This window comes from Micromonospora sp. DT229, assembly GCF_049844505.1.
Classification (GTDB): domain Bacteria; phylum Actinomycetota; class Actinomycetes; order Mycobacteriales; family Micromonosporaceae; genus Micromonospora.
On the sequence record NZ_JBNCLD010000026.1, the window covers coordinates 47,146 to 69,536 of the forward strand.

A 22,391-nucleotide genomic window follows, 5' to 3' on the forward strand; every position below is an offset into this window, starting at 1 on the left:
GAGACGGCTAATTCACTTTGTCGTGCTGATGGCCGACGGGCGCGAGTGAGCGCGAGGCACCGTCGGCGGTCGCCGCACCAACGATCCAATTCGTGAGGCTCGCACCGGCGGCGAAGCGCGGGACGTGGACACGTCTGGACCAGACGGTTTCGGCGCGCATTTGTAGCAGGACAGGACCGTCGCCATCGACAGCGAACTCGATGTCCTGTGGATGACCCTGTTCGCGTTCGATCCGTTTACCGAGGCGGGCCAGCGTGAGTACCATTTCGTCGTCCAGGCAGGGTATGGCCCGCCGATCGGCCGGCACCACGATCGGGGTGCTCCCGCGCAGATATTCCACGCGCTTGTCGCCAGGGCGCCGCTCGACGATCTCCAGCGAGACCTTGTCGACGATCCAACGGTCCGGAGTCACCTCGCCACCGACGACAGCGATGCCGAGACCCCAGCTCGCCTCGATCACGATCCTGGACCGGTCGCCGGTGACCGGACTGACCGTGAACATCACTCCGGCGGCGCGGGCTCGTACGGTCTTCTGCACCACGACGGCCATTTCCATGCCGTCGAGGTCGACACCGCGGGCCCGGGCGTAGGCGCCGGCGCGGGCCGTGAACAGCCCGGCCCAGCAACGGCGTACGTGATCGACGACGTCATCGGCGCCAGAGACGTCCAGCCAGGTGGAGAACTCGCCGGCGAAGCTCGCGGTGGCAGAGTCCTCCACGGTGGAACTCGACCGGACGGCGACCTCGACGTCGTCGGCACCGGTGTCGGCACACAACCGCGCGTACCGCTGCCTGATCGCCTCGGCGACATCGTCGGGCACGGCAGCGGCGGCGAGAAGGTCGGCCGCCCGCTCTGGGCTCGCTGGGTCGAGGGCTGAACGCAGCCCGGTCGCATCGAGGAAGGCGCGACAGGCCGAGGTTGCGACGGCGAAGCCCGGGGCGACCGGCAGCCCGGCCGCAGCGAGTCTCGCCAGGCCGGCGGCCTTGCCGCCGAACTCACGAGGGTCGCTGCAGCCAGGCTCGTCCAGCGTACGAACGTACGTGATGCTCATGCTGTCGATTCCCCGGCTTTCACGGCGGATCGGAGCACGGTCACCTCACCGGTGGCTCCGTCGAGCCGGACCTGGTCTCCGGTTCGCAGCCGAGCAGTGGCGAAGCCTGTGCCCACGACTGCCGGAAGCCCGTACTCGCGGCAGACGATCGCCGCGTGGCTCATCATGCCGCCGACGTCGGTGATCACGCCGTTGGCCACCGAGAACGCCGGACCCCACGACGGTGCGGTGATCGGGCAAACCAGGACTTCGCCGGGACGCAGATCACCAAGGTCCCGCTCGGAACGCAGCAGTCGTACCGGCCCTTCGACGATTCCGGGCGACCCACCGATGCCGGTGAGGCTGTCCGCTTCATCGTCGTCGCCCTGGCCCAGCCAGGCCGTGACCCGCTCGGTGGTGATGCCGTAGTTCATGATCGCGATCGGATCGGTGATCTTGTCCGGCGCGGCTCCGTAGGCTGGTAACGGCGTAGCCTCGCGCAGCGCGGCGACGATGCCGCGGCGTCGTTCGATCTCGGCTGCCCATCGACCGGCGCCGCGGTGCGGTACACCGATTGCCCAGGACTGCACGATGTCGTGGAGAACGGCCTCCAGCTCAAACCGATTGAGGTAGAACAGGTCGTCTCGGTTTTTCGCGAAGCCGGTCGCGAGGAGGAAATCACCGAGTTCCCACAGCTTTTGCCAGAACACCGCGTGCGACCAGTGTTCCACGTAGATGTTATGTTCCTCGATGTACGGGAACACCCTGCGCGCGAGGCTCAGCAGTTCGTCGAACTGCGTCGCTTCGGCGTCGGTGAGCAGCGCGCGGTACTCCGACACGATCTTGTCGCGTTCCGCCCGCAGCCGGGCAACCGGCCGATGGATGTCTTCGCCCGCGTCCAGCATGGTGATGTAGCGAGCGATGCCTGTCAGTGGAATGGCCGGATTGCTCAACCAGGTGTCCTGGTCGTGGGTGAAGCCGTACTCGGCGAAGTAGTTGAACCAGGGGTTCTTCGCCTCGTCGTAGGCGTTCAGCCACCTGCGGCCGGGCTCCGACTCGGCAAGGGCCTCGAAGGACTTCTCCGGCTCGCTGCCGACGATGACGTTGCCGACGCCGAGCTCGCGCGCAAGCAGCGCGAGCCTGCGCAGTTCCTCGTCAGGCCGGAACGCGAGAACGTCGATCCCGGCGACCATCCGGGAGATCGCCTGCTCCGTGATCTCTGGGAACGCCTCTCGACAGAACTGGAAGAAGGCTATGTAGCCGCCGTAGCCGAGGTTGAGAAACTCGAAGTGGTACTGCCAGACCAGGAAGAGGTCGTCGACGAGGCGCCGGTAGCCAGCGATGATGTCCCAGGCGGTGGAGCGGCCCCGTGCCTCGGTCACGACCTCCATCGGCTCCAGTTCGGGCAGGGGCGGGAACTGGATGGACCGCATGTCGTCGACCACTGCGGCGACCTTGTCCTTCCACCGCGCATAGAGCCCCTCCCAGTTCTCGTAGTAGTACCCGGCTCTCGCGTGGAAGTGTTCGGTCCTGCGCGCGATCTCATCCGGATCGGTGACCGGCACGGGAGATATGTACACGTACCCGTGCTGAATACGCAGGTCGAGTCCGAGTGCCGCCGGAAGGGCGAAGATACGTGTGCTGTTCTGACCGGCACCGAGGTACGCCGCCTCGGCGATGACGCTGCCCAGCGGGTAGGCCCCGCGGGACCAGTGCATGGTGTCGGCGAACCACAACCGGGCCTCTTCCTCGGTGTGGGTCTCCGGATGTGGCACCAGGTAGTAGGGGTACATGCTCGCCCAGTCCTCACCGCCGGGCGGGGGCGCGATCTCGTGGAACGAAGCGAAGCGTCGCGGACTCGCCATGACAGACCTCCTGTGTTTATCTGTTCCCCGGTCAGTCACGGCCTTGCCAGAGGGTGCCGGCGGCGAGTTCGCTGTCGACCTTCTCCAGCAGCGTCAAGTCGATCTGCCGGATGTCATCGACCGCATACCGCACCCCGGTCTGGGCCATTTCCGCGCGCTGGAAGTTGTGCGGCATGCTCGCGGGCACTCCGACGAAGCCTGCTCCGAGTGCCTTCGCCACCTCGGCTACCCGGTTGATGTCGTCGATGAAGAGCACCTCGTCGAACCGGTAACCGAAGATGTCCCGAACAATCTCTTTGACACCCGGCCGGAAATCGTTGACGTCGACGTACGGGATTTCGCTGTCGAAATATTCGGCCACCGGGGCCAGTAACTTGTCGAAGGTGTAGTCGCGAGTACGGCCGCCGTAGCTGGTGATGCGTGCACCGGTTGCGCCCAGCGTGGTAAGTAGGCTCACGGCGCCCTCCATCAGCGCGGGCGGATTCTCCTTGAGGTACTCATCGCGCTCCTGGAAGAACGCCGCGATGGTGTCCTTGGCCGACCACGGCAGCCGGCACGCCAGCGCCATGTTCTGGCCGGCGGCCAACTGGGGCGATCCCCACACGGCTCGCTCGACTGCGGCGGTGTACTCCCCGCCATGCTTGGTCACGAACCGTTCGATGACCGGGCTGTAGGTGTCGTTGAGAATGACCCCGTCGGTGTCGACGGCGATCAGTTTGATGTGCTGCAAGGTGTTCATCGTTGCTCCCTGAGGAACGTCATGCGGCTGTCAGGACGAGTGCTGCGTTGTGCCCGCCGAACCCCATCGAGGTGCTCACTGCCACGTCGACCGAGGCGGTACGGGGAGCGCCGTGTACGACGTCAATGTCGAGTTCCGGGGCGAGACGGCATAGGTTTGCGGTCGGTGGGACGCTTTTGTGCTCGACGGCCAGCGCGGTGTAGGCCGCCTCTATCGCCCCCGCCGCAGCGAGGGTGTGCCCGATGACGCCTTTGGTCGAGGTGACCAGCGGACGGCGGCCAAGTACCCGGGCCAGCATCCGCCCTTCTACGACGTCGCCGAGTGGCGTGGACGTGCCGTGTGCATTGACATGGTCCACATCGGAGCCGTCGATCCCCGCGTCACGGAGAGCCGTCCGGAGCGCACGCTCGATGCCCTCGCCGCCGGGCGCGGGGGCGGTCGGGTGGTGCGCATCGGTGGTAGCACCGTAGCCGCGTACCACGGCACGGACGGGAGTCCGACGGGCGCCGGCATCTTCGAGCCGTTCCATGACCAGCACCCCGGCGCCCTCGGCGGGGACGAATCCGTCACGGTCGGCATCGAATGGCCGAGAGGCGCCCGCAGGATCCGAAGAACGCCGCGACAAGGCCCCCATCCGGTCGAAGCCGGTCACCGCCAACGGGGTGAGCGCGGCCTCCGTGCCACCGGCGAGAACCACGTCGCACTCGCGCCGGCGTAACATTTCCCGGGCTACCCCGATCGCGGTGGCGCCGGAGGCGCACGCGGTCGCGGTGACCTGGGTCGGCCCGGTCGCCCGGACATCGATGGCGACCTGCCCGGCGACCATGTTCACCAGGTACATCGGCAGCATGAGCGGTGAGACCTGTCGCGGCCCTCCCCGCAACATCGACGCATGCCCGGTCAGCAGCGACTGTATCCCGCCGAGGGAGTTGCCGAGAACGATTCCGACCCGCGCGCCGTCCCACGTGCGGGTGTCCCACCCGGCGTCAGCCACCGCCTGTCGCGCGGCCACAATCGCCAGTTGAACGAATCGCTCCAACTGCCGAGCCTGGAAACCGCCGAGCATGGCCTCGGGGTCGAATCCTGGCACCCGGCAGCTCAGGTTCACTGAGCATTCGGCCAGCATGTCGTCATGCGCGGTGCAGGAAACGCCGGACCAGACCCGGTCACGGTTCGCCTCGATGCCGACGCCTGCCGGTGTGACCAGGCCGAGGCCGGTGATCGCGGCGCCGAACGCCTGCTGATCGGTAGCCATCAGGACACCGCGTCCTTGGCGTCAAGTACCTTGGCGATGTCGGCGACGGTCATCCTGTCGTGCAAGTCGCTGTCCTCGAGCGGTACTCCGAACTCATTGCTCAGGATCAGGACCAGCTCGACGATGACGAGCGAGTCGAAGTTGAGTTCGGAAAGCGTCGTGTCGTGCCGCAGCGCCTGCGGCGACACCTTAAAGATGTCCAGCAGAACCTTGCTGACTCGCTCCTCGATTGCTTGCATCATCACTTCCTCAGGTGTCGGTGCTGCCAGCGGAGGCGCCGTTCGGTAGATCCGGCCAGACGAGTGCGACCGAACCCCAGGTCAGGCCGCCACCGAAGCCGGCAAGTACCACCCGGTGTCCAGCCCGTAGATCTCCCGCCGCCAAGCCGTCGGCCAGTGCGAGCGGGACAGAAGCAGCGACGGTGTTGCCGACCCGGGCGATGTTTGTGATGAACCGCTCCAGTGGCACCCGCAGATGTTGAGCGACAGCGGCGAGGATGCGGGCGTTTCCCTGGTGCAGCACCCACCGGTCGACCTCGTCGATGGTCCAGCCGACGTCGGTTGCACTGTGTCGGACCGACTGCGACAGTCGTAGTACGGCCTGCCCGAAAACCGCACGGCCCTCCATACGGAGGTAGATGTCCTCTACCTTGACCGGCTGGCTCGTGGAGCGTTGCCGGGAGCCGCCGCCCGGGATCTCGATGAGCGTGCTGCGGCCGCCGTCGCTTCCGAGCCGCATTCCCGCCAGTGCGCCCGCCTCATCATGGTGGCCGGCCCTCAACACCACTGCGCCGGCACCGTCTCCGAACACTGCCCGAGTTTTGAGATCCTGTGGGTCCAGTACGGTCGAGAAGGTGTCCGCACCGATCACGAGCACACTGCTGGCGGTTCCCGCGGCGATCAGGCCGGCCCCCGTGGCGAGGGCGTAGACGAATCCCGAGCAGACTGCTCCGACGTCGAAGGCTGCCACTGCGCCGAGTCCGAGGCGGGCCGCGATGTCGGGGGCGACGGCCGGACTCAGCCGGTCAGGGGTGTTGGTGGCGACGACGACGGCAGCAGCCTCCGTGGTGCCAGCACAGACCAACGCCCGTCGGCCGGCCTCGACGGCGAGGTCGCTGGTCGCCTCGCCGGGCGCCACGATGTGGCGTTGCTCGATTCCGGTGCGGGTTTGGATCCATGCGGGCTCCACATCCCACGAGGTGGCCAACTCGTGATTGGGGACCACCCTTGCCGGCACGCATGCGCCGACACCGGCTAGAACTGCGGCCCGGCCCACGACGTCTCCTTCTCCTGGGTCTGCTCTGGAACCGCCATCACGATTCGCGCTTGTGCGATCTGTGCGCCCGTCTGCTGGAAATGCACGTCGACGGACCAGCCCGCCGCAGAGCCGACCGGGGCTGCGGCGGTGAGGTCCACCGGATCGTCGAGTTCGGCGTACGCATCGAATGTCGCCTCGATGGCCACCAGCCTCGTGCGGCTCGGTGCGGGGCCACCCGCCTCAGCGACGACGAGCGCGGCGAACTGGCGCGCTGCCTCCATCAACACCATCGCCGGGACGTGGTCCTGGGCGTGGTCGAACATGCTCTGGTTCTCAGTCGGTACGCGTAGTCTCGCGGTGGACAGGCTCCCCCTCGAGTCCACGTCGAGCAGAACGACGTCGGTGGGCCGGGTCCGACCTACCGTGGACGGGTCCGCCGGCCGACCGTCCAAAGCGACGAAGGTGTCCGAGGACGGCGGCGCACCGCCCCGGCGGCGTCGGCTGCGCAACACGGTGTAGGCGGCGGCGCTGACATACCCGACGTCCATCAGGACCCGGCCGACCCGGCTACCGGCCGCCCAGAGCTCGAAGTCGTACTCCAGCCTGCCGAGCCGAGCACCCAGGGTCCTCGGGTTGCGGGTCTGTGCGGTCAACCGCAGTTCGGTCGGGCAATCCCGCACACCGGGTGGACTGGGCGAGAATTCAGTGGACCAGCTACGCAGCACGAAGTGCGCGTCGGGTTCTACACCGAACAGGGTGTGGGCGGCGTAGGTCTCCGCCTGCCTGGCACATTCGAGGAGCAGGAGCGGATCCATGGTGCGGCTCGGCCCGGTGTGCCCGCCGTAGTGTGGATGAGCCGATGGCAGTACCGCTACGGCGGTGAAGGTGTCGGGGCCGGTCCGTGCCAGGTCGGCAAGGAACGCTTCGTCGGCGTGGTGGCGATGGATGAGCGCATGGTCCAACCTGGTTGTCTGCTGCCCGGACCAGGAGGACGGCTTGTTCGGACTGTGATGTTTAGTCGACATCGTGGGTCACTTCCTCAGGTCCAGCTGGGCTCTGGAAGCCGAGCGGCCTGTCCGAGCATCACCTGAAGTAGGTCACCTGTCGGTGCTGCTCGATCGCGGCTCAGCAGTGTCGTGGTGAAGCGGTAGGGGTCCACGTACGGGTTCCGCCCCGCCAAGGCCCTCAGCGGAGGTACGGGGGCGGCGGAGCCGGCGACGTGCTCGTCGAGAAGCCGGCGCGCTCGATGAACCCACCGGCGCAGGTGCGAAGACGTGAACGATGCCGGTCGTGTGCGACCGAGACCGGCAATCAGGTACAGGCGCAGGCCGAGGGCGAACGCGTCGGCGCCCAGGTCGGCGACGAGCGGCGGGGCCAGCGCGCCGAGCGTGTAGCCATGCCAGTCGCCGTACCGAGTGGCACGGGCGACGTTCGACAGCGGAACGCGCGGGAACTCCAGACGCGAGACACCGATCCCCATGACGGACAGGACGTAGGCGATCGATCGATAGTCGGCGCGTACCTCGACGTCGTGTGCGAGAACTACATGATCGTGATCCGCTACCTGCGGCAGGATCTCGCGCAGTGTCGACACCAGGTAGTTGGCGTGACCATCGGCGCCGATCAAGGGCCGCAGGGGCAGGCCCTGGGCGGTGGCGTCGAGATAGACAGGCGCACCGAAGGGTCGTCCGTCGATGCACAGCTTCAGGCGCGTGAGCAGTTCGATGAGTTCAGCGGTGGGCATGAGCGCCGGTCCGCTGCGACCGAAGCTCGGATCGGTCATTCCGAGCAGTCGATAGTGGCCTTCCCACAGATTCAGAAGCCGTGCACTTACCGGGTGGATCCAACCGTCGGCCGCCCGCCGTACGATCGGTGCCAGGGCTGCGTACGGTACGCGTTCGTCCCGGTGGAACTCACCGTAGAGGTCGCCGATCTGCTCCTCGGTGTAGGTGCCGAACGGCAGGCCGGGGTGCCGGCGATCGAGATACTCCCAGAAGCCCGCGATCTGGCGGCTGCCGGCGTGCGCGAGCGGGTGGTACACGTGGGTCACATCCGCGAAGGTCGCTGTTGCGCGAAGCAGCACGTCGACAGAGAGCAGAAGCTTGAGGTGTGACGGCGTCAGCGGCTTGGTCGGGCTGGCCGTGACGGGCACCACGAGGACCTGACTTCGGTGACTGCGGTCGACGGCGGCCGTCATCTGGCCGCCTCGCGCCGAGCTAACGCCGTACGCAGCCTGGCCATCGCGGCTTCGGCCTCGGGAACCGTGCAGTAGCCCGGGTTGGCGATGAAGGCGCGTCCGCTCGGGGCTTCGCCGACCCGTGGCACGAGCCAGGTGTGGAAGTGCTCCGCCCCTTCCATGCAGGCGAAGACATGGATCCGGCTGGCTCCGGTCGCCTCCTTGAGCGGGCCGATCAAGGAGGCGATCAGCGGACCGATGGCGGCGACTTCCTCGGCGTTCATCTCGGCGAAGTCGAGGAAGTGGCGGTACGACTCGATGAGCAGCGTGCCGGTCGGCCAGTACGGTGTGGGGCCGTGCCCGACCCGGAAGATGCCGTCCTCGACGAGATACCCGCCCGGTGGGGTGGTGTATCCGCCGTAGGCGGGCAAGGTGCCGCCCTTGTACTTCACGCAGATCAGGCACTCGTGCTCGATCGGGCTGTGGGCGCTGAGAAGCCGGCTGAACGGGTCCCGCACCTGGGCGAGCGGTTCGAGTTGCGCGTGCCGTATGTACCAGTCATCCAGTGCCTTCGCCTGGCTGACGGGGTCATCGACGCGTTGCAGCTCGACTTTCTCCCAGCGCTCTCTGGCCTCTTCTTCGCTGATCGCCGCGGTGCGGGCGACATCGGCCCAACTGCCTCCTCTGGCGCGTACCTGATGAACGATCGCCTCCTGGACGAGGGGCACTTCGGCAGCGAGCAATGCCCACAGCCGCTCGGCGTCGCCGTGCTCGCCCTCGTCCGCAGCCACCGCTATGCGGCAGATTTCGGAGATGTCGCGCAGTCGGGTCGACAGGGACAGTCGAGCCAAGTCCGGCTCGGTGAAGTTGGTGACGTCCATGGCCTGGTCTCCGGTTCGTCGGTTCGGTCGGCTGAGGGCAGGATCCTCATGCACGGGACAGCCAGGTGTGAAGGCGTAGACGGCCGGTGTCGCTCGGCTCCGGCAGAACCCTCGCGTACGCGGGAAGGCCGCTGCCGAAGGCCACGTCGAACTCCGTCGTATGGTGCAGCCGCAGACTTTCGTCCGGGCGCATCCTTCCGAACAGAACGGCCTCGGCGATGGTGTGGTGCAGATGGACCAGGTAGTCCGCAAGGGACAGCTGTTCCACGTTGATCCATAAGGCGCGGGGCTTGCCGGTGCCGGGCACGTCAACCTCTGTAGGCAGCTCGGGGAGTCTGCCGGTGACCGGCTTGAGTAGGCGACTGATGCCGGGTCGGTGATCGTCAGCGAAGGGGCCCAACCATGCCGCCGTCCCCCCCGGCGAGACCAGGCGGAGACCACCGGATCGCACATTGACGTGGTTGCCGAACAGAAAGTGGGTGCGGGTCCATGACCGCTGCCACGCCGCCGCCTCCTCGGGCTGGAGGAGGGCGGCGAACCGGCGGGCTCCGTCGGCGACGTCGGACGGCGACAGGGACGAGATCAGTACCAGCACCCTGGTGTCCGCCACCGGCGTGCTGTCCACGGTGGCGCCGCCGAGCAGCGCGACACGCTCGGTGAGAATGTCGGCGAGAACGCGTTGGTCCAGCGGCGATGACTTCGTCAGCATTGGTTTCCGCCCACGGCAGCGATGACCTTCGCCAGTACCGTGTCGCGCCCCGCCGTGGCGTCGACGACCGTGACGGGAGCGTCGCGAACTTCGCTGAGCATCCGGGTGCGAAGGTCGCGTTGCAGCCGCTCGAAACCGCGCTGTGAGACGGTGGGGCCGTAGTGTTCGAACGCGGTGACGTCCGTGCCTCGCCCGGAGCGCTGCCAGGTGACGTCCGGCGGCACGTCCAGGTAGATGACGCCTTTCGGCTGAGGAAACGTCCGCCAGTACGCGAAGGTCGGCTCGTGCGTAACGCCGAGGAGCGTGCAGGCGGCCAGCACCTTGTAGAAGTACGAGTCGATGATCACCGGGCCTGGCCCGGTCTGCCGGCGCAGTTCGTCGCGCTGATGGAGGATCACCGAGTGCATCACCGACAGCACGAGCTCGTGGGTGTATCGGGTTCCGGCGTTGCCCAACGCCTCGTCCACCCAGGACTCGCGCAGCTTGGCCACCAGGGGGTACCGGTCGAGAAAGCGGTCATCGTGTGAGACGACCTGCCAGTCGTGCTCGTCGCGCAGGCGGGCCAGAATCGTTGACTTGCCCGAATAGTCCGGCCCCAGCAGCGTCCAGAAGGGGGTCATCCGATTGCTCCTTTCGTCAGCCAACCCGCCGCGAGGAAACTGGTGTACATGGCCGGGATGTAGGCGACCGTCGGGGCTACCGGCCAGCGCACTGAGCCGGCGGCGAAGCGCACCACAGCGGCTGCCGGCAGGATCAACGGAGCCAGTACCAGCCAGCCCCACCCGCCGCCGGCTCGCCACGGTGCGAGAACGACTATGACGATTGCGGTGGCCAGGACTGCCGCACCGAGTGCGGCTAGAGAGGTGCCCGAAGGCCCCAGCACAGTGACGTAGCTGCGTTCGTCCAGCCGCGGGGCACGAGTCGCCTTCCGGCCAAGCTCCGTGCACAGCGCGCTGACAGTGACGGCCACGATGATGACCAATCCGCCGATGTCCGGTTGCAGTTGCTCGGCACGCAGGAAGCCTGCGTAGACGTACAGACTGAGCATGGACAGGATGGGAAGGTTCACCATCAACTGCTGAAGCAGCTTGTCGCGGCGGGGCCAACCGGCGAGACGTTCCAGCGCGACGACGACACCGGTGTAGACCATCTGGACTATCAGAATCACCAGTGCGGCGCCTCGACCGGCATTGATCAGCACCAGCACGGCGCTTCCGCAGGCAACGAGCGCGACCAGGTCGCGTTCGCGAACGAGACCACTGGGCAGCGGCCGGTCGGGATTGACACGCCGGTCATAATCGGCGTCCCGAATGTCGTCTTGAGCGCGGATCAGCAGCATGGTGGCGACGAGCGTGATCGCGGTGACGACCAGCTGCGGGTCGGGGTACCAGCGGCCCACGGCGCCGGTGACGCACGCGAACAGGGCGGTCAGTCCGAGAGCCCACGACACCGTGTATGGGATCTGTACGGAGGGACGATAGGCGACCTTGATGTACCGCGCCCAGCGGCGAATCATGACGCACCGTCGAGGATCCGCACCGTGCCGCGGGTCCCGTCCACCTCGACGAGATCGCCGTCGCGGATCGTGGTGGTGGCGCCGGGTACCGCGACGACGGTCGGGATGCCCAGCAGTCTCCCGGTGACCGCGGTGTGTGACAGCATCGTGCCGCGCTCCACGACCAGGGCCTTGGCCGACATCATGAGGAAGAGCCAACCGGGGTCGGTCTCCCGGGCCACCAGGATCCGGTCCCGGGTGTCGTCAGCCGTGACGGTTGGTTCAATAACGACCATTGCCCGGCCACGCACGGTGCCGGCGCTGGAAGCCAGGCCAGTCAGCAACCCGGATCCGTCGCTGTCGTGGTGGTGTGTGGGGACTTCTGCCAGGGCGAGCGTCAAGGGCTGGTCCGCCGCAGTCTCCAGCCGTGGCGGCAGTTTCAGATCGGCTTCGATCCAGCGGATCCGTTCCGCCGCCCGGACTGCCGCCAGGCCTCGAAGGTCGGCGCTCGGCGTGGTGCCGTCGTATGCGCCTAGAACCTCGTCGACGGTGAGGTCGAGCACGTCACGAGGGTGGTCCAGGCGGCCTGCTGCGGTCAGGTGCTCGCCCAGCCGGAACAGTATGGCGCGCAGGTCGCCGATCAGTTGGCTGCGGCAGAACCGGGTGTCCTCACGGACCCGGAGACACATCCGCTGGACGTCGAACAGGACCCGCAGCACCATCCGTTTGACCGGGTTGCGGCACTGCTGGCGGAGCTGCTGCCATGCCTCGGCGCGGATCCGCTCGCCGGTAGCCACAATCTCGTCCACACTCTGCCCTTGGCGCAGGTACGCCCGGATGCTGTGCAACACGGTCCACGGCGCCTGGCGGGGCGTGATCGCTTCGAGCTTGTTGTCCTGAATGCCTCTGTCGCCGTAGCGGTCCACGTGTTCCTGTAGCGCCGACGCGAACTCGGTGCCGTGGCTGCCCGCGATGAGTCGCCGCCAGAGGTCTTCCACATCCTCGGCCGAGAGCAACTCCTCGCGGAGCGCGGGTTGCGTGGCGGCGCGGGTGGCGAGCTCAACGGCCGAATGCACGGCGAGCGCCGACTGGTTGACCTTTCCACCACTGAGCATGCCGTTGAGGACGCTTCGGTCGGCGGTCGGCAGCCAACGATCGATGGCGCTGCTGACCGCCCATGTCGCGGCGAACAGGAACAGACCGTTGATGAGCGTGATGCCCCAGCGCTCGCTCACTTCAAGCCACAGCGAGCGATAGGCGGCGACGGCCTCAGAAGGGGACATCTCGGTCACTTTGAGGCCGTTGTGGCGTCGGTGCCACCAGCCTAGAAAGCCGGCGACCCGGCGCGGATGCGCTGCCGTACGACCGGCGATCTCGGCCAGACTCAGCAGTCTGACAAGCGTGTTGAGCTGCTTGCGGTCGGGGCGCCGGTGAGACAGGCCGATCGCCTCTTCCCAGGTCGGGAAGAGCGGGCGGAAGCAGCGCATCATGCCGTGCAACTCGTACCAGTTGTCGATGGCGTAGTAGATGTGTCCGTCCAGGTAACCGATCATCCGACGTAGTCGATGTCCGTTGCGCCGGATTTCATCGGCCGGAACGCCCATGCGGCGGTACAGATCGGTGAACCCGACCTGGATAAGCTCCCGACCCATCGAATAGGTGAGCGCGCAGCTGACCCCGGGGAAGCTTTCCGTGGCGTTGTTGTTGTCCCAGAGGTTCATCGGTCCGGCTTGGCGCGGCTCCGCCGTCGCTGGCGCAGCGATCGGCCGCGCCTGAACGATGTGGACCTCGTTGTCGGCGGTGAATGTGCCCTCGATGTCCTGAGGCGCGCCGAAATGTTCTTCGATCCGCATCGCCAGGGCGGTCAGGCTACGCAGCTCGGCGTCCTCCAGTACCGGCCCTTCGGCTCGCGCGGAATCGATCGGAATGGCTACAATTCCGTCCTGCGGTCGATCCGGGTTGAGGCCGAGGGCCCTCGTCTTGGGTTCGACGTGCGCCTCGATTCGGCTGGAATGGCGGTCGACGAAGAAGTGGTCGACGTCGGCCTTCTCCTGCACCACGCCCTCACCTATGCCGTAAGCGGCAGCGATCACGCAGCGGTCTGCGCCGTCGCGGGGATCCCGCGTGAAAGCGACGAACGAGCGCACGCCGAGCACCATTCGCTGAACGCCGACCGCGACGCGGGCCGCGAACGGATCCATCCCTCGGTGCGTGCGGTACAGAACGGCCTCCGGGTTGAACGCTGACGCCCAGCAATCGGCGACCCGGTCGGCGACCTCGTCGCGGCGAACATACAAGAAACTGTCGCTGAGGCCCGCGAACGGATCCGCGGCCGAGTCCTCGCCGAGTTGTTCTTCAGCGCTGTCGCCATTACCGATTGGCACGACGCAGGCACGTACCGCAACGAGACCGTCGGGGCCGGCGATGGCGTTGAACCGTTCCTCAAGGAGGCGACGCAGTTGCGCCGGCACACCCGCATTCTTGACCTCAAGGCGCAATGCTCGCGCGCGGTCCATGTCGTCCAGGTCGGTGTCGGTTGTGGTGCCGACCAGAGGGCCTACCACCTGGTCAAACGCTGTGGCCGGCACGCATCCGAAGCGCGGCACGGTAAACCCTGCTCGGGCCATCGACGCCTGCCGGGCGAACTTGTGCCCACACAGGGTGGGCTCCGAGAGCGCGGAGACTTCCTCTACGAACCAGACCTTGTCATAATCAGACAAAGCACTTCCCCCCGGGTATATGGTGCGGTTGCCGTGGTATCGAACGCCAGCATCCGCCAATATGCAGGTAGATGCTTTTCGGGTGAGAAAATTACGAGCGCGACGGGACCTAGCTTCACAGGACCGCACGGATTATTCTTCTTTCAAAGTGCTGTCGTCAGTGGACGGTCCCCTGCCTGACGTGCCCCGCTAACGGAACGGATTTGGTTGCTTGCTAAACGCGAAGGTGCCACCCGTATCGTCGGACGTGACGTGACCAATGGGACAGAAGGAGGCCTCGTGAAGGTTGGCCTGCACATCGCGGACTTCACTTATCCTGGCGGGTCTCCGCAGTTGGCGGACGATCTGACCCGGGTGGTGGTCGCCGCCGAAGAGGCGGGTTTCGCCAGGATCAGCGTGATGGACCACCTATGGCAGATCCCGGCGGTCGGTCCGGCCGAACACGACATGCTGGAGGCATATACCACGCTCGGCTTCATCGCTGCCCGTACGTCACGGGTGGAGCTCGTGGCATGGGTGACGGCGGTGACTTATCGGCATCCGGGCATGCTCGCCAAATTGGTGAGCACCTTGGACGTACTGTCGAAGGGCCGGGCCTGGCTTGGCCTCGGCGCCGCTTGGAACGGCGATGAGGCAGCCGGGCTTGGATTGCCCTTCCCGGGCACGGCGGAGCGTTTCGAGCGGCTCGAGGAGACGCTACAGATCTGCCTGCAGATGTGGAGCGAGTCGGAGGCCCCTTACGAGGGGCAGCACTATCAGCTGGGCCGGACGTTGAACGTGCCGCAACCGCTGCGTCGTCCGCCGATCCTCATCGGCGGCGGCGGCGAACGCAAGACCCTGCGGCTCGTCGCTCGGTACGCCCAGGCCTGCAATCTGTTCGCCGGGACTGATCTGGAACACAAGCTCGATGTGCTGCGCCGGCACTGCGCCGCGGAAGGTCGTGACTATGACGATATCGAGAAGACAGTGCTGGTGCAGTTGGATCCGGGGGAGCATGGCGAGCACATCGACGCGCTCATCGCGCAACTGGAGGGCTTTGCGCGGCTGGGCTTCGCCGAGGCTCACGCCTGGTGGCCCGAGGTCTGGCGGACCGAACGGCTGAAGCTGCTCGGCCGAGAGGTTCTGCCTGCTGCCGCCGCGCTCGGGGCGTAGGGGCCACGCGGCAGGGGATCTGGACGAGCCATCGCGGCCGGCAGCGCGAGCGGACGTACCCGTCCACCGGGGCCGTCACCACGCCGTCCGTGCCGACTGCTCGGACTCCCGCTGGCGCAGGCGGTCGGCGTACTCGGCCAGGGGGTCGAGTCCGACGCTGTGGCGGCGTTCGTCCACCTGCTCCGGGTCCTCGATCGGCTGGGGTTGCAGGGGACCCTCCCCGTCGGGGCCGAGCCAGAGCTGGGTGCCGTACTTCTGGGGTCTGCCCTCGGCCCGCAGCACCCGGTCGGTCAGGTAGGCCAGGTGGGCCGGTTTGGCCTCCCCGTCGCGTACCGCCTCATCGAGCAGGGCCAGGCAGCGGCGCTGAAAGGCCGGGTCGTGGTCGGCGTGTTGGGCCAGCAGCCAGGCGGCGGTGGCCGCCTCGGGCCCGACCTCGCTGCGCCGAGGCCAGCCGTACCGGTCGATGACCTTCGCCAGCCACGCGGTGTTGTCAGTGTCGACATCGCAGGCCCAGAGGTCGGCGTCGGGCTCGTCCAGGGACCCCGGGGACCGTGCCCGCTGGTCCCGGTCCATCCGCTCGACCAGTTCGGCGGCGATGTCGGCCGGCAGGCCGCGGTCAGAGCAGGGAGGCATCGTAGGTGGCTGCGAGAAGCGGGACAGTTTTTCCGCGATGTCGACAGCTACGTGCCTCACATCCACCATCCTGACATGGCCGGCCCGGTCTGCGGTGCCGCCGGCACCACCGACGGGAGGCGGAGGCAGGGTGGGCAGGTCGGGGCACGACCCGGAGGAGAACGAGGGGTCGCCGACCTTCAGCCCCTCCGCCGACCTGCCGCCGCTGTCCCCGGCCGACCTCGGCCTGCTGCGCCGGCTGGGCGGGCGATGGCAGGTCGGTGACACCGTACGGGCCCTGCCGGTGGACCCTCAGGCGGGAGAGGTCCGCTCCTCGGCACCGGGCGGCGCACACCCGGCCGCCATGCTGTTCCTGCCGGACTCGCCCGGTCAGCTGACCGCCACCCCGATCGCGGAACGGCCGGACACCGCCGAAGGGCGGGTCCTCGGCGGACTGCGTCGGTTCCTGCTCGGCTCGCCGCTGACCAGTGCCTCGATCCTGCGGGAGAAGATGTCGAAGGTCATCGCGCTGCCGGTGCTCGCCTCCGACCTGCTCTCCTCGGTGGCGTACGGGCCGGAGGCGATGCTGGCCGTGCTGGTGCTGGCCGGCAGCGGTGCCCTCGGGCTGTCGTTGCCGATTGCGGCGGCCCTGGTGGTGCTGATGCTCGCCGTCGGCACCTCGTACCGGCAGACCGTCCGGGCCTATCCGCACGGCGCCGGGTCGTACCTGGTGGCCAGCGACAGCCTGGGGCCGCGCGCCGGTCTGGCCGCCGCGGCCGGGCTGGTCCTCGACTACGTGCTCACCGTGTCGGTCTCGGTGTCCGCCGGGGTAGCCGCGATCACCTCGGCGCTGCCCGCCCTGGCCGCGTACCGGGTGCCGCTGGCGCTGGCGGTCATCGGTGTGCTGCTGATCGGCAACCTGCGCGGCATCCGGGTCGCCGGCAACGCCTTCGCCGTGCCGACGTACTTCTTCCTCGTCGCCGTGCTCGGGCTGATCGCCGCCGGGTTCGTCCGGGCCGCGACCGGCGGATTCACCGCCGTGGCCCCGCCGCCGACACCTGCGGTGGAAGGGCTCGGTCTGCTGGTCGTGCTGCGGGCCTTTGCCTCCGGCGCGACCTCGATGACCGGCATCGAGGCGGTCTCCAACGCGGTGCCGGTGTTCCGTCCCACCGCGTGGCGCAACGCCCGCACCGTGCTGACCTGGATGGTCAGCATCCTGATCGTGCTGTTCGCCGGGCTGACCCTGCTGTTCCACCTCAACGGTCTGGTGCCGCGTGCCGACCAGACCCTGCTGTCGCAGTTGGCCCGGCTGACCTTCCCCACCGGCCCGTGGTACGCGATCATCCAGGCCGCCACCGCCCTGGTGCTGCTGCTGGCGGCGAACACCGCCTTCAACGACCTGCCCCGGCTGCTGTACTTCATGGCCCGCGACGGGTATGTGCCCCGCCGCTTCCTGCACCTGGGTGACCGGCTGGCCCTGAGCAACGGACTGATCGCCCTCGCGGTCGCCGCCGCGGCGATCCTGGTGGCCTTCGGCGGCAACACGCACTCCCTGATCCCGCTCTACGCGGTCGGGGTCTTCCTCGCCTTCACCCTCTCCCAGACCGGCATGGTCAACCACTGGCGACACCACCGCGACCCCGGCTGGCGGCGGCGCGCGGCCATCAACGGCTTCGGTGCCACCCTCTCGGCGGTCGTCCTGGTGACCGCCGCGGTCACGAAGTTCGCCGAGGGCGCCTGGGCGGTGGTGCTCGCCGTACCCCTGTTGATCTATCTGTTCCGCCGGGTACGCCGCCACTACGACCACGTCCAGCAGGCCCTGGGCCTGCACCCCGACCACCCGCCCTCGGTGGACCCGGCCGAGGACGCGCCACCCGCCGTCCTCCCGCAGCAGGTACGGCATCTGTTCCTCGTCCCGGTAGCCCGCCTCAACCAGGCGGCGCTGCGCACCCTCGCCTACGTCGGCTCGCTCGGCCAACCGGCGCTGGCGCTGCACGTCAGCCCCGAGGGCACGGAGGCCGAACGGTTCCGCGTCCAGTGGGACACCTGGGGCGACCACATCCCGCTGGAGATCATCCTGTCGCCGCACCGCGTGATCATCCAACCCCTGGCGGAGTACGCCAGCGCGCTGCGTCTGCACCACCCGGACCTGACCCTCACCGTGGTCGTACCGGAGGTGGTGGTCGACCATCCCTGGCAGCGGGTGCTGCACTACCGCACCGAACAGCGACTACGACGGGCCCTGCGCCGCCACCCGGGCATCGTGGTGACCAGCCTCCCCACCCACCTGACCCGCTGAGCGCCACAGCTCGTCCGACGGGCAGTTGCGAGACGCCGTGGTTTCAGGTCGGGTGAACCTGCTCCACCTACGGCGGATTGCGTCCACGACGTGCAGCGTTGGTAGGTTGCGCTCGTGAGTTATGTCCGAGCGGCGCTCTACCTCGACTTCGACAACGTCTTCGGCGGGCTCTACAAGCTGGATCCGGAGATGGCGGTCCAGTTCGCCAGTGAACCCAGAGTGTGGTTACGACGGTTGTCGACGACGGCCACGGCGAATGAGCGCCGATGGTTGCTGCTGCGCTGCTACCTCAACCCGGCCGGATGGGTGCATCACACGGACTCGGTTGGCGAACCGACACGTCTGTACTTCTCGAAGTTCCGGCCCTGGTTCGTCCGAGCCGGCTTCGAGGTGATCGACTGTCCGCGTTACAGCGCGACGAAGAACGCGGCCGACATCAGAATCGTCGTCGACGCCGTCGACGCCCTGTCAGCTGACACCCGGTACGACGAGTTCGTCATCGCGTCCGGCGATTCCGACATGACGCCGCTGCTGCAACGCCTGCGACGCTCCGACCGGCGAACCATGATCGTGTCACCGGCCGACGCGGCCGAGGCCTTCACCGCGATCGCCGACCAGGTGCTCGACAGCCAACAGATGCTGGCGCTGGTCCAGGGCGAGTCGGTTGATCTCGATGACGAGACCAGCAGCGAGGTGGACACCGAGCTCGATGCGCGTCTGATCGATGTCGACGCCGTCGCCCTTGGCCAGAGCAAGGCGTATGAGGCGTTCCGGTCGACCGTGACCAGGGAGTACGGCACGGCGGCCGAGCCGCTCAACATGGCGTCGCTCGCTGCCCGGCTACGGACCCAGCTCGGTCCTTCGGTGAGCGACACCAACTGGTTCGGCTTCGGCAGTTTCAATCGGGCCCTGGCCAGCCTGCAACTGCCCAACCTGCGGACGTCGCAACACCTGTTCTGGGACGAGAGCCGTCATCGCGCACCGGACCCGGCTACGGCCGCGACGCAACGAGCTACGCTTCCCGACCCCGTCGAGCGCCTGGCCGATCAACTCGATCTACCGCCGTTGCCCACCGCGTGGTGGCCGTCGATCTACCAGACGCTCGCCGACTACGCCCGTTCCCACCGGTTCAACCTGACCCAGTGCACAAGCTGGTCCCGCGACCACCTTCGGGATCAGGGGCTGCCGGTCAGCCGCAACGCGGTCGCGTTCGTCGTACGAGGCACGTCCTTCGGCGGATGTCCGTTGCACCGTCAACCGCCACCGACCGCCGCGGAGATCGGGGCGGCTTTCGTCGACAACCTGCTCAGCCGCGCTGAAGCCGCGGAGATCACGTTCTCCGAAGACGAGATCACGGTGGTTCGCGCCTGGCTGGAGGCGGTACCCGAATCGGGAGACGAACCCGCTGGCTGACCGTCGAACGCCGTTCTGATCCCGGTCGACGGTGCCCGAACGAGCATGGCCGGCCGGAGGCTGCCGGGCGTGCGGGTGCAGCAACACCCACACGCCCGGCGAGGCGGATAGCTCGCTCAGTGGATGAGGACGACCGTGGAGATGCTGCGTGCGCCGACGTTGACGCTCACCTGGCCGCCGTTGACGCCGACGGACTGGCTGGCCGCGTTGGCGTTCTGCGAGGTCAGGTAGTGCTCGGCCCGGGTGACGCTCTGCGGCACCTGGATGACGGCGTTGTTGACCGCGCTGGTCGAGCGGTTGAGGATCACCAGGGTGGTCTTGCCGCCTCCGGTGTAGGCGGTCACCTCCAGCGGATTGGCCTTGGTGCTCTTGGTCAGGGCGACCCGCTGGTAGCCGGGACGGACGTACTTGGCGTACTGCGAGAAGGCGTACCCGCGCTTGAGGGGTGCTCCCGCGGTGGTGCCGAAGGCGGCCTCGCCGTCACCGATGAAGGAGTAGTACCGCTTGCCGTACCACCAGACGTAGGCGGTCCAGTTCGCCTCCATCGACCGGTGCACCGTACGCATGATGTCGTCCAGGGTCTCGTTCCAGACCGCCTGGTTGGCGGGGTTGCCCCAGATGTTGGAGCCGTTGCCGTCGGCCGCGTGCAGGTTCCACTCGGTCATCCACACCGGCTTGTTGTGCTGGTCGGCCAGGGGGTACGAGCGCAGCCGACCGGAGGCCTCGGTGCCGTACAGGTGGCCGCCGATGTAGCCGATGTTGTTGCGGGCGGTGGTGTCGTTGAGGGTCGGATCGGTGTAGGTGTAGTTCAGGTTCACCGCCTCGGCGACCATCAGCCTGGTGTTCTGCACCCGGGTGCCGTGATCACGGACGAAGTTGCGCAGCTCCGTGCCGCTCCAGTCCATCGAGTCGTAGTCCGGGTGCCAGTCCGGCTCGTTCTGCACCGAGGTGACATCGATGGTCACGCCCTGGTTGCGCATGTACTGGACGTAGCTGTTGAGGTGGTTGGCGTAGTCGGCGTAGCGGTCGGTGCGCAGCTTGCCGCCGTTGACCCGGCTGTTGTTCGTCTTCCACTCCGCCGGTGCGGTCCACGGCGAGGCGAGGATCTTCACGCCAGATCCGGAGGACTTCGCCGTACGCAGGGCGTTGACCTGGGTCGACCACTCACCGGAGACCGGCGAGATGCCGGTACGCACGATGGACAGCCCCAGCTGGTTGGGGCCGAGCCCGACCAGGGTCTGGGTGTCCGAGGTCGACCAGGTGCCGCCCCAGATAGGGGTGGCCGCACCGAATCCGTCGACCGTCTGGTAGCGGGTGTTGCTGTTGACCGTGATGTCCGCCGGGCCGGTCGGAGGCGGGGAGGTCGGCGGTGGGGGAGCGGTGGTCGGCGGGGGAGTGGTCGGGGTGGTGCCGCCGGTGCAGGTCACCCCGTTGAGGGCGAAGCTGGTGGGGGCGGGGTTGCTGCCCGACCATGATCCGTTGAAGCCGAACGAGGTGGTGCCGTTGGTCGGGATGCTGCCGTTGTAGCTGACATTGCGGGCGGTGACGGTCGCGCCGCTCTGGCTCAAGGTGGTGTTCCAGGCCTCCGTGACCCGCTGCCCGGCGCTGTAGTTCCAGGTCAGGGTCCAACTGGTGACCGGATCACCGAGATTGGTGATGCTGACGTTGGCGCCGAAACCGCCCTGCCATTCCGACGACACCGCGTAGTTGACCGAGCAGCCGGCGGCTGCCGCCCCGGCCGGCAGTGCCACGGCGACCCCGGCCGAGGCCAGCAGTACGGCACCCGTGGTCACCCGAGCGGCGTTGACTCTGAACCTTCTCTTGACGTCTCTCATCGCTGCCGTGCCCTTCGAGAGTGAACGTTCACCTTCGGTGCGACCGGCGCGGCGCTGCGTCGGCCCTGTCCGCGCTCCCCGGTGGGCGGTGAAACCGCCGATCTTGTCCCGGCCAGCGTCCACTTTCATCGACCATCCTTGATGAGATGGGAGCGCTCCCGTAATGTACCGGACGCAGCTGTTAACGTTAACCTAACATTGATGACCGGCGATACTAGGTGGTCTTGCCGGGCGGGAGGTTGCGGTATGTCCAGATTCAGGCGAACGAATGTGTTGCTGGCATCGGCCGGGGTGGCGTTGCTGGCCTCGTCGGTGGCCATCGTGGCGATGCCGGCCAGTGCGGCGGCTGCCGGCTGCTCGGTGAGGTACGAGGTGCCGTCACAGTGGCAGGACGGCTTCGGTGCCAACGTCACCATCACGAACCTGGGTGACCCGGTTACCAGTTGGACCCTGACCTGGTCCTTCGGTGCCGGGCAGCGGGTCACCCAGTTCTGGAACACCGAGCTGGCCCAGAGCGGTACGGCGGTCACCGCCCGCAATGTCAGCTACAACGGCAGTATCCCGACCAACGGCACCACCTCGTTCGGCTTCAACGGGTCGTGGAGCGGTAGCAACCCGGTGCCGACCAGCTTCGCCCTCAACGGGGTGACCTGCACCGGCGGCACCGCCCCCACCACCCCGCCACCCGGCACCACCCCGCCGCCCACCACCCCACCGCCCACCACCCCGCCCCCGACGACTCCGCCGCCGACCGGCACCTGCAACCTGCCGTCGTCGTACCGGTGGTCCTCGACCGGCGCGTTGGCGCAGCCTCGGGCGGGTTGGGTGTCGTTGAAGGACTTCACCCACGCCCCGTACAACGGTCAGCACCTGGTGTACGCCACCACCCATGACACGGGTACGACGTGGGGTTCGATGAACTTCGGTCTGTTCTCGAACTGGAACCAGATGGG

The 22,391-nt window shown here is 67.5% G+C and carries 19 protein-coding genes; 4 read left to right on the forward strand and 15 right to left on the reverse strand.

Annotated features, from left to right (window positions below):
* Positions 1–7: 7 nt before the first annotated feature.
* From ACLQ2T_RS27320 to ACLQ2T_RS27380, 13 genes are read right to left on the reverse strand one after another with little or no spacing between them, the layout of a single operon-like run.
* Positions 8–1,051 carry a PEP/pyruvate-binding domain-containing protein gene (locus ACLQ2T_RS27320; RefSeq protein WP_425769224.1) on the reverse strand — a complete coding sequence of 348 codons (1,044 nt, stop codon included), beginning with the start codon at positions 1,049–1,051 and terminating at the stop codon, positions 8–10.
* A complete protein-coding gene (locus ACLQ2T_RS27325) occupies positions 1,048–2,895 on the reverse strand; it encodes a PEP-utilizing enzyme (protein WP_425769225.1) in 1,848 nt (615 codons plus the stop codon). Before ACLQ2T_RS27325 ends, ACLQ2T_RS27320 begins: the two co-directional genes overlap by 4 nt.
* 31 nt (positions 2,896–2,926) lie before the next feature.
* Positions 2,927–3,634 (reverse strand): hypothetical protein, encoded by a 708-nt coding sequence (locus tag ACLQ2T_RS27330; protein ID WP_425769226.1) that lies wholly within the window; start codon positions 3,632–3,634, stop codon positions 2,927–2,929.
* Between the two features lie 19 nt (positions 3,635–3,653).
* Positions 3,654–4,889, reverse strand: a complete 1,236-nt coding sequence (locus ACLQ2T_RS27335) for a beta-ketoacyl-[acyl-carrier-protein] synthase family protein (RefSeq protein ID WP_425769227.1) — start codon at positions 4,887–4,889, stop codon at positions 3,654–3,656.
* The gene (locus tag ACLQ2T_RS27340; protein WP_425769228.1) at positions 4,889–5,128 is read right to left on the reverse strand and encodes an acyl carrier protein; all 240 of its coding nucleotides are present in this window, start codon (positions 5,126–5,128) and stop codon (positions 4,889–4,891) included. Before ACLQ2T_RS27340 ends, ACLQ2T_RS27335 begins: the two co-directional genes overlap by 1 nt.
* Before the next feature lie 10 nt (positions 5,129–5,138).
* Complete coding sequence (locus ACLQ2T_RS27345; protein WP_425769229.1) at positions 5,139–6,164, reverse strand: beta-ketoacyl-ACP synthase III; 1,026 nt, start codon at positions 6,162–6,164, stop codon at positions 5,139–5,141.
* Positions 6,143–7,171: an AfsA-related hotdog domain-containing protein gene (locus ACLQ2T_RS27350; protein ID WP_425769230.1), complete on the reverse strand. Its 1,029-nt coding sequence runs from the start codon at positions 7,169–7,171 to the stop codon at positions 6,143–6,145. Before ACLQ2T_RS27350 ends, ACLQ2T_RS27345 begins: the two co-directional genes overlap by 22 nt.
* A 14-nt stretch (positions 7,172–7,185) precedes the next feature.
* Complete coding sequence (locus ACLQ2T_RS27355) at positions 7,186–8,343, reverse strand: hypothetical protein (protein WP_425769231.1); 1,158 nt, start codon at positions 8,341–8,343, stop codon at positions 7,186–7,188.
* A complete protein-coding gene (locus ACLQ2T_RS27360; RefSeq protein ID WP_425769232.1) occupies positions 8,340–9,203 on the reverse strand; it encodes an HIT family protein in 864 nt (287 codons plus the stop codon). Before ACLQ2T_RS27360 ends, ACLQ2T_RS27355 begins: the two co-directional genes overlap by 4 nt.
* 46 nt (positions 9,204–9,249) lie before the next feature.
* Positions 9,250–9,912, reverse strand: a complete 663-nt coding sequence (locus ACLQ2T_RS27365) for a DUF6182 family protein (protein ID WP_425769233.1) — start codon at positions 9,910–9,912, stop codon at positions 9,250–9,252.
* The gene (locus ACLQ2T_RS27370; RefSeq protein ID WP_425769234.1) at positions 9,906–10,532 is read right to left on the reverse strand and encodes a hypothetical protein; all 627 of its coding nucleotides are present in this window, start codon (positions 10,530–10,532) and stop codon (positions 9,906–9,908) included. The genes ACLQ2T_RS27365 and ACLQ2T_RS27370 overlap by 7 nt, the downstream gene beginning before the upstream one ends.
* Entirely contained in the window at positions 10,529–11,428 is a 900-nt protein-coding gene (locus ACLQ2T_RS27375) for a hypothetical protein (protein WP_425769235.1), read from the reverse strand. The genes ACLQ2T_RS27370 and ACLQ2T_RS27375 overlap by 4 nt, the downstream gene beginning before the upstream one ends.
* Positions 11,425–14,127, reverse strand: a complete 2,703-nt coding sequence (locus ACLQ2T_RS27380) for a PEP/pyruvate-binding domain-containing protein (protein WP_425769236.1) — start codon at positions 14,125–14,127, stop codon at positions 11,425–11,427. The genes ACLQ2T_RS27375 and ACLQ2T_RS27380 overlap by 4 nt, the downstream gene beginning before the upstream one ends.
* Before the next feature lie 279 nt (positions 14,128–14,406).
* On the opposite strand from ACLQ2T_RS27380, the gene ACLQ2T_RS27385 reads away from it, so the two are divergent.
* Positions 14,407–15,279, forward strand: a complete 873-nt coding sequence (locus tag ACLQ2T_RS27385) for an LLM class F420-dependent oxidoreductase (protein WP_425769237.1) — start codon at positions 14,407–14,409, stop codon at positions 15,277–15,279.
* Between the two features lie 75 nt (positions 15,280–15,354).
* Here ACLQ2T_RS27385 and ACLQ2T_RS27390 read toward each other — a convergent pair whose 3' ends face one another.
* Entirely contained in the window at positions 15,355–15,912 is a 558-nt protein-coding gene (locus tag ACLQ2T_RS27390; RefSeq protein WP_425769238.1) for a DUF6624 domain-containing protein, read from the reverse strand.
* Positions 15,913–16,042: 130 nt separating this feature from the next.
* Between ACLQ2T_RS27390 and ACLQ2T_RS27395 the strand changes: the two genes are divergently transcribed.
* Together ACLQ2T_RS27395 and ACLQ2T_RS27400 are read left to right on the forward strand one after the other, a co-directional pair.
* Positions 16,043–18,190 (forward strand): APC family permease, encoded by a 2,148-nt coding sequence (locus ACLQ2T_RS27395; protein ID WP_425769239.1) that lies wholly within the window; start codon positions 16,043–16,045, stop codon positions 18,188–18,190.
* 114 nt (positions 18,191–18,304) lie between these two features.
* Positions 18,305–19,603, forward strand: coding sequence for an NYN domain-containing protein (locus ACLQ2T_RS27400; RefSeq protein ID WP_425769240.1), 1,299 nt, complete (start codon positions 18,305–18,307; stop codon positions 19,601–19,603).
* Between the two features lie 116 nt (positions 19,604–19,719).
* On the opposite strand, the gene ACLQ2T_RS27405 is transcribed toward ACLQ2T_RS27400, so the two are convergent.
* Positions 19,720–21,438 carry a cellulose binding domain-containing protein gene (locus ACLQ2T_RS27405; protein WP_425769244.1) on the reverse strand — a complete coding sequence of 573 codons (1,719 nt, stop codon included), beginning with the start codon at positions 21,436–21,438 and terminating at the stop codon, positions 19,720–19,722.
* A gap of 246 nt (positions 21,439–21,684) precedes the next feature.
* Here ACLQ2T_RS27405 and ACLQ2T_RS27410 point away from each other — a divergent pair.
* Positions 21,685–22,391 (forward strand): non-reducing end alpha-L-arabinofuranosidase family hydrolase (locus ACLQ2T_RS27410; protein ID WP_425769241.1); only part of this gene is annotated, 707 nt, incomplete at its 3' end.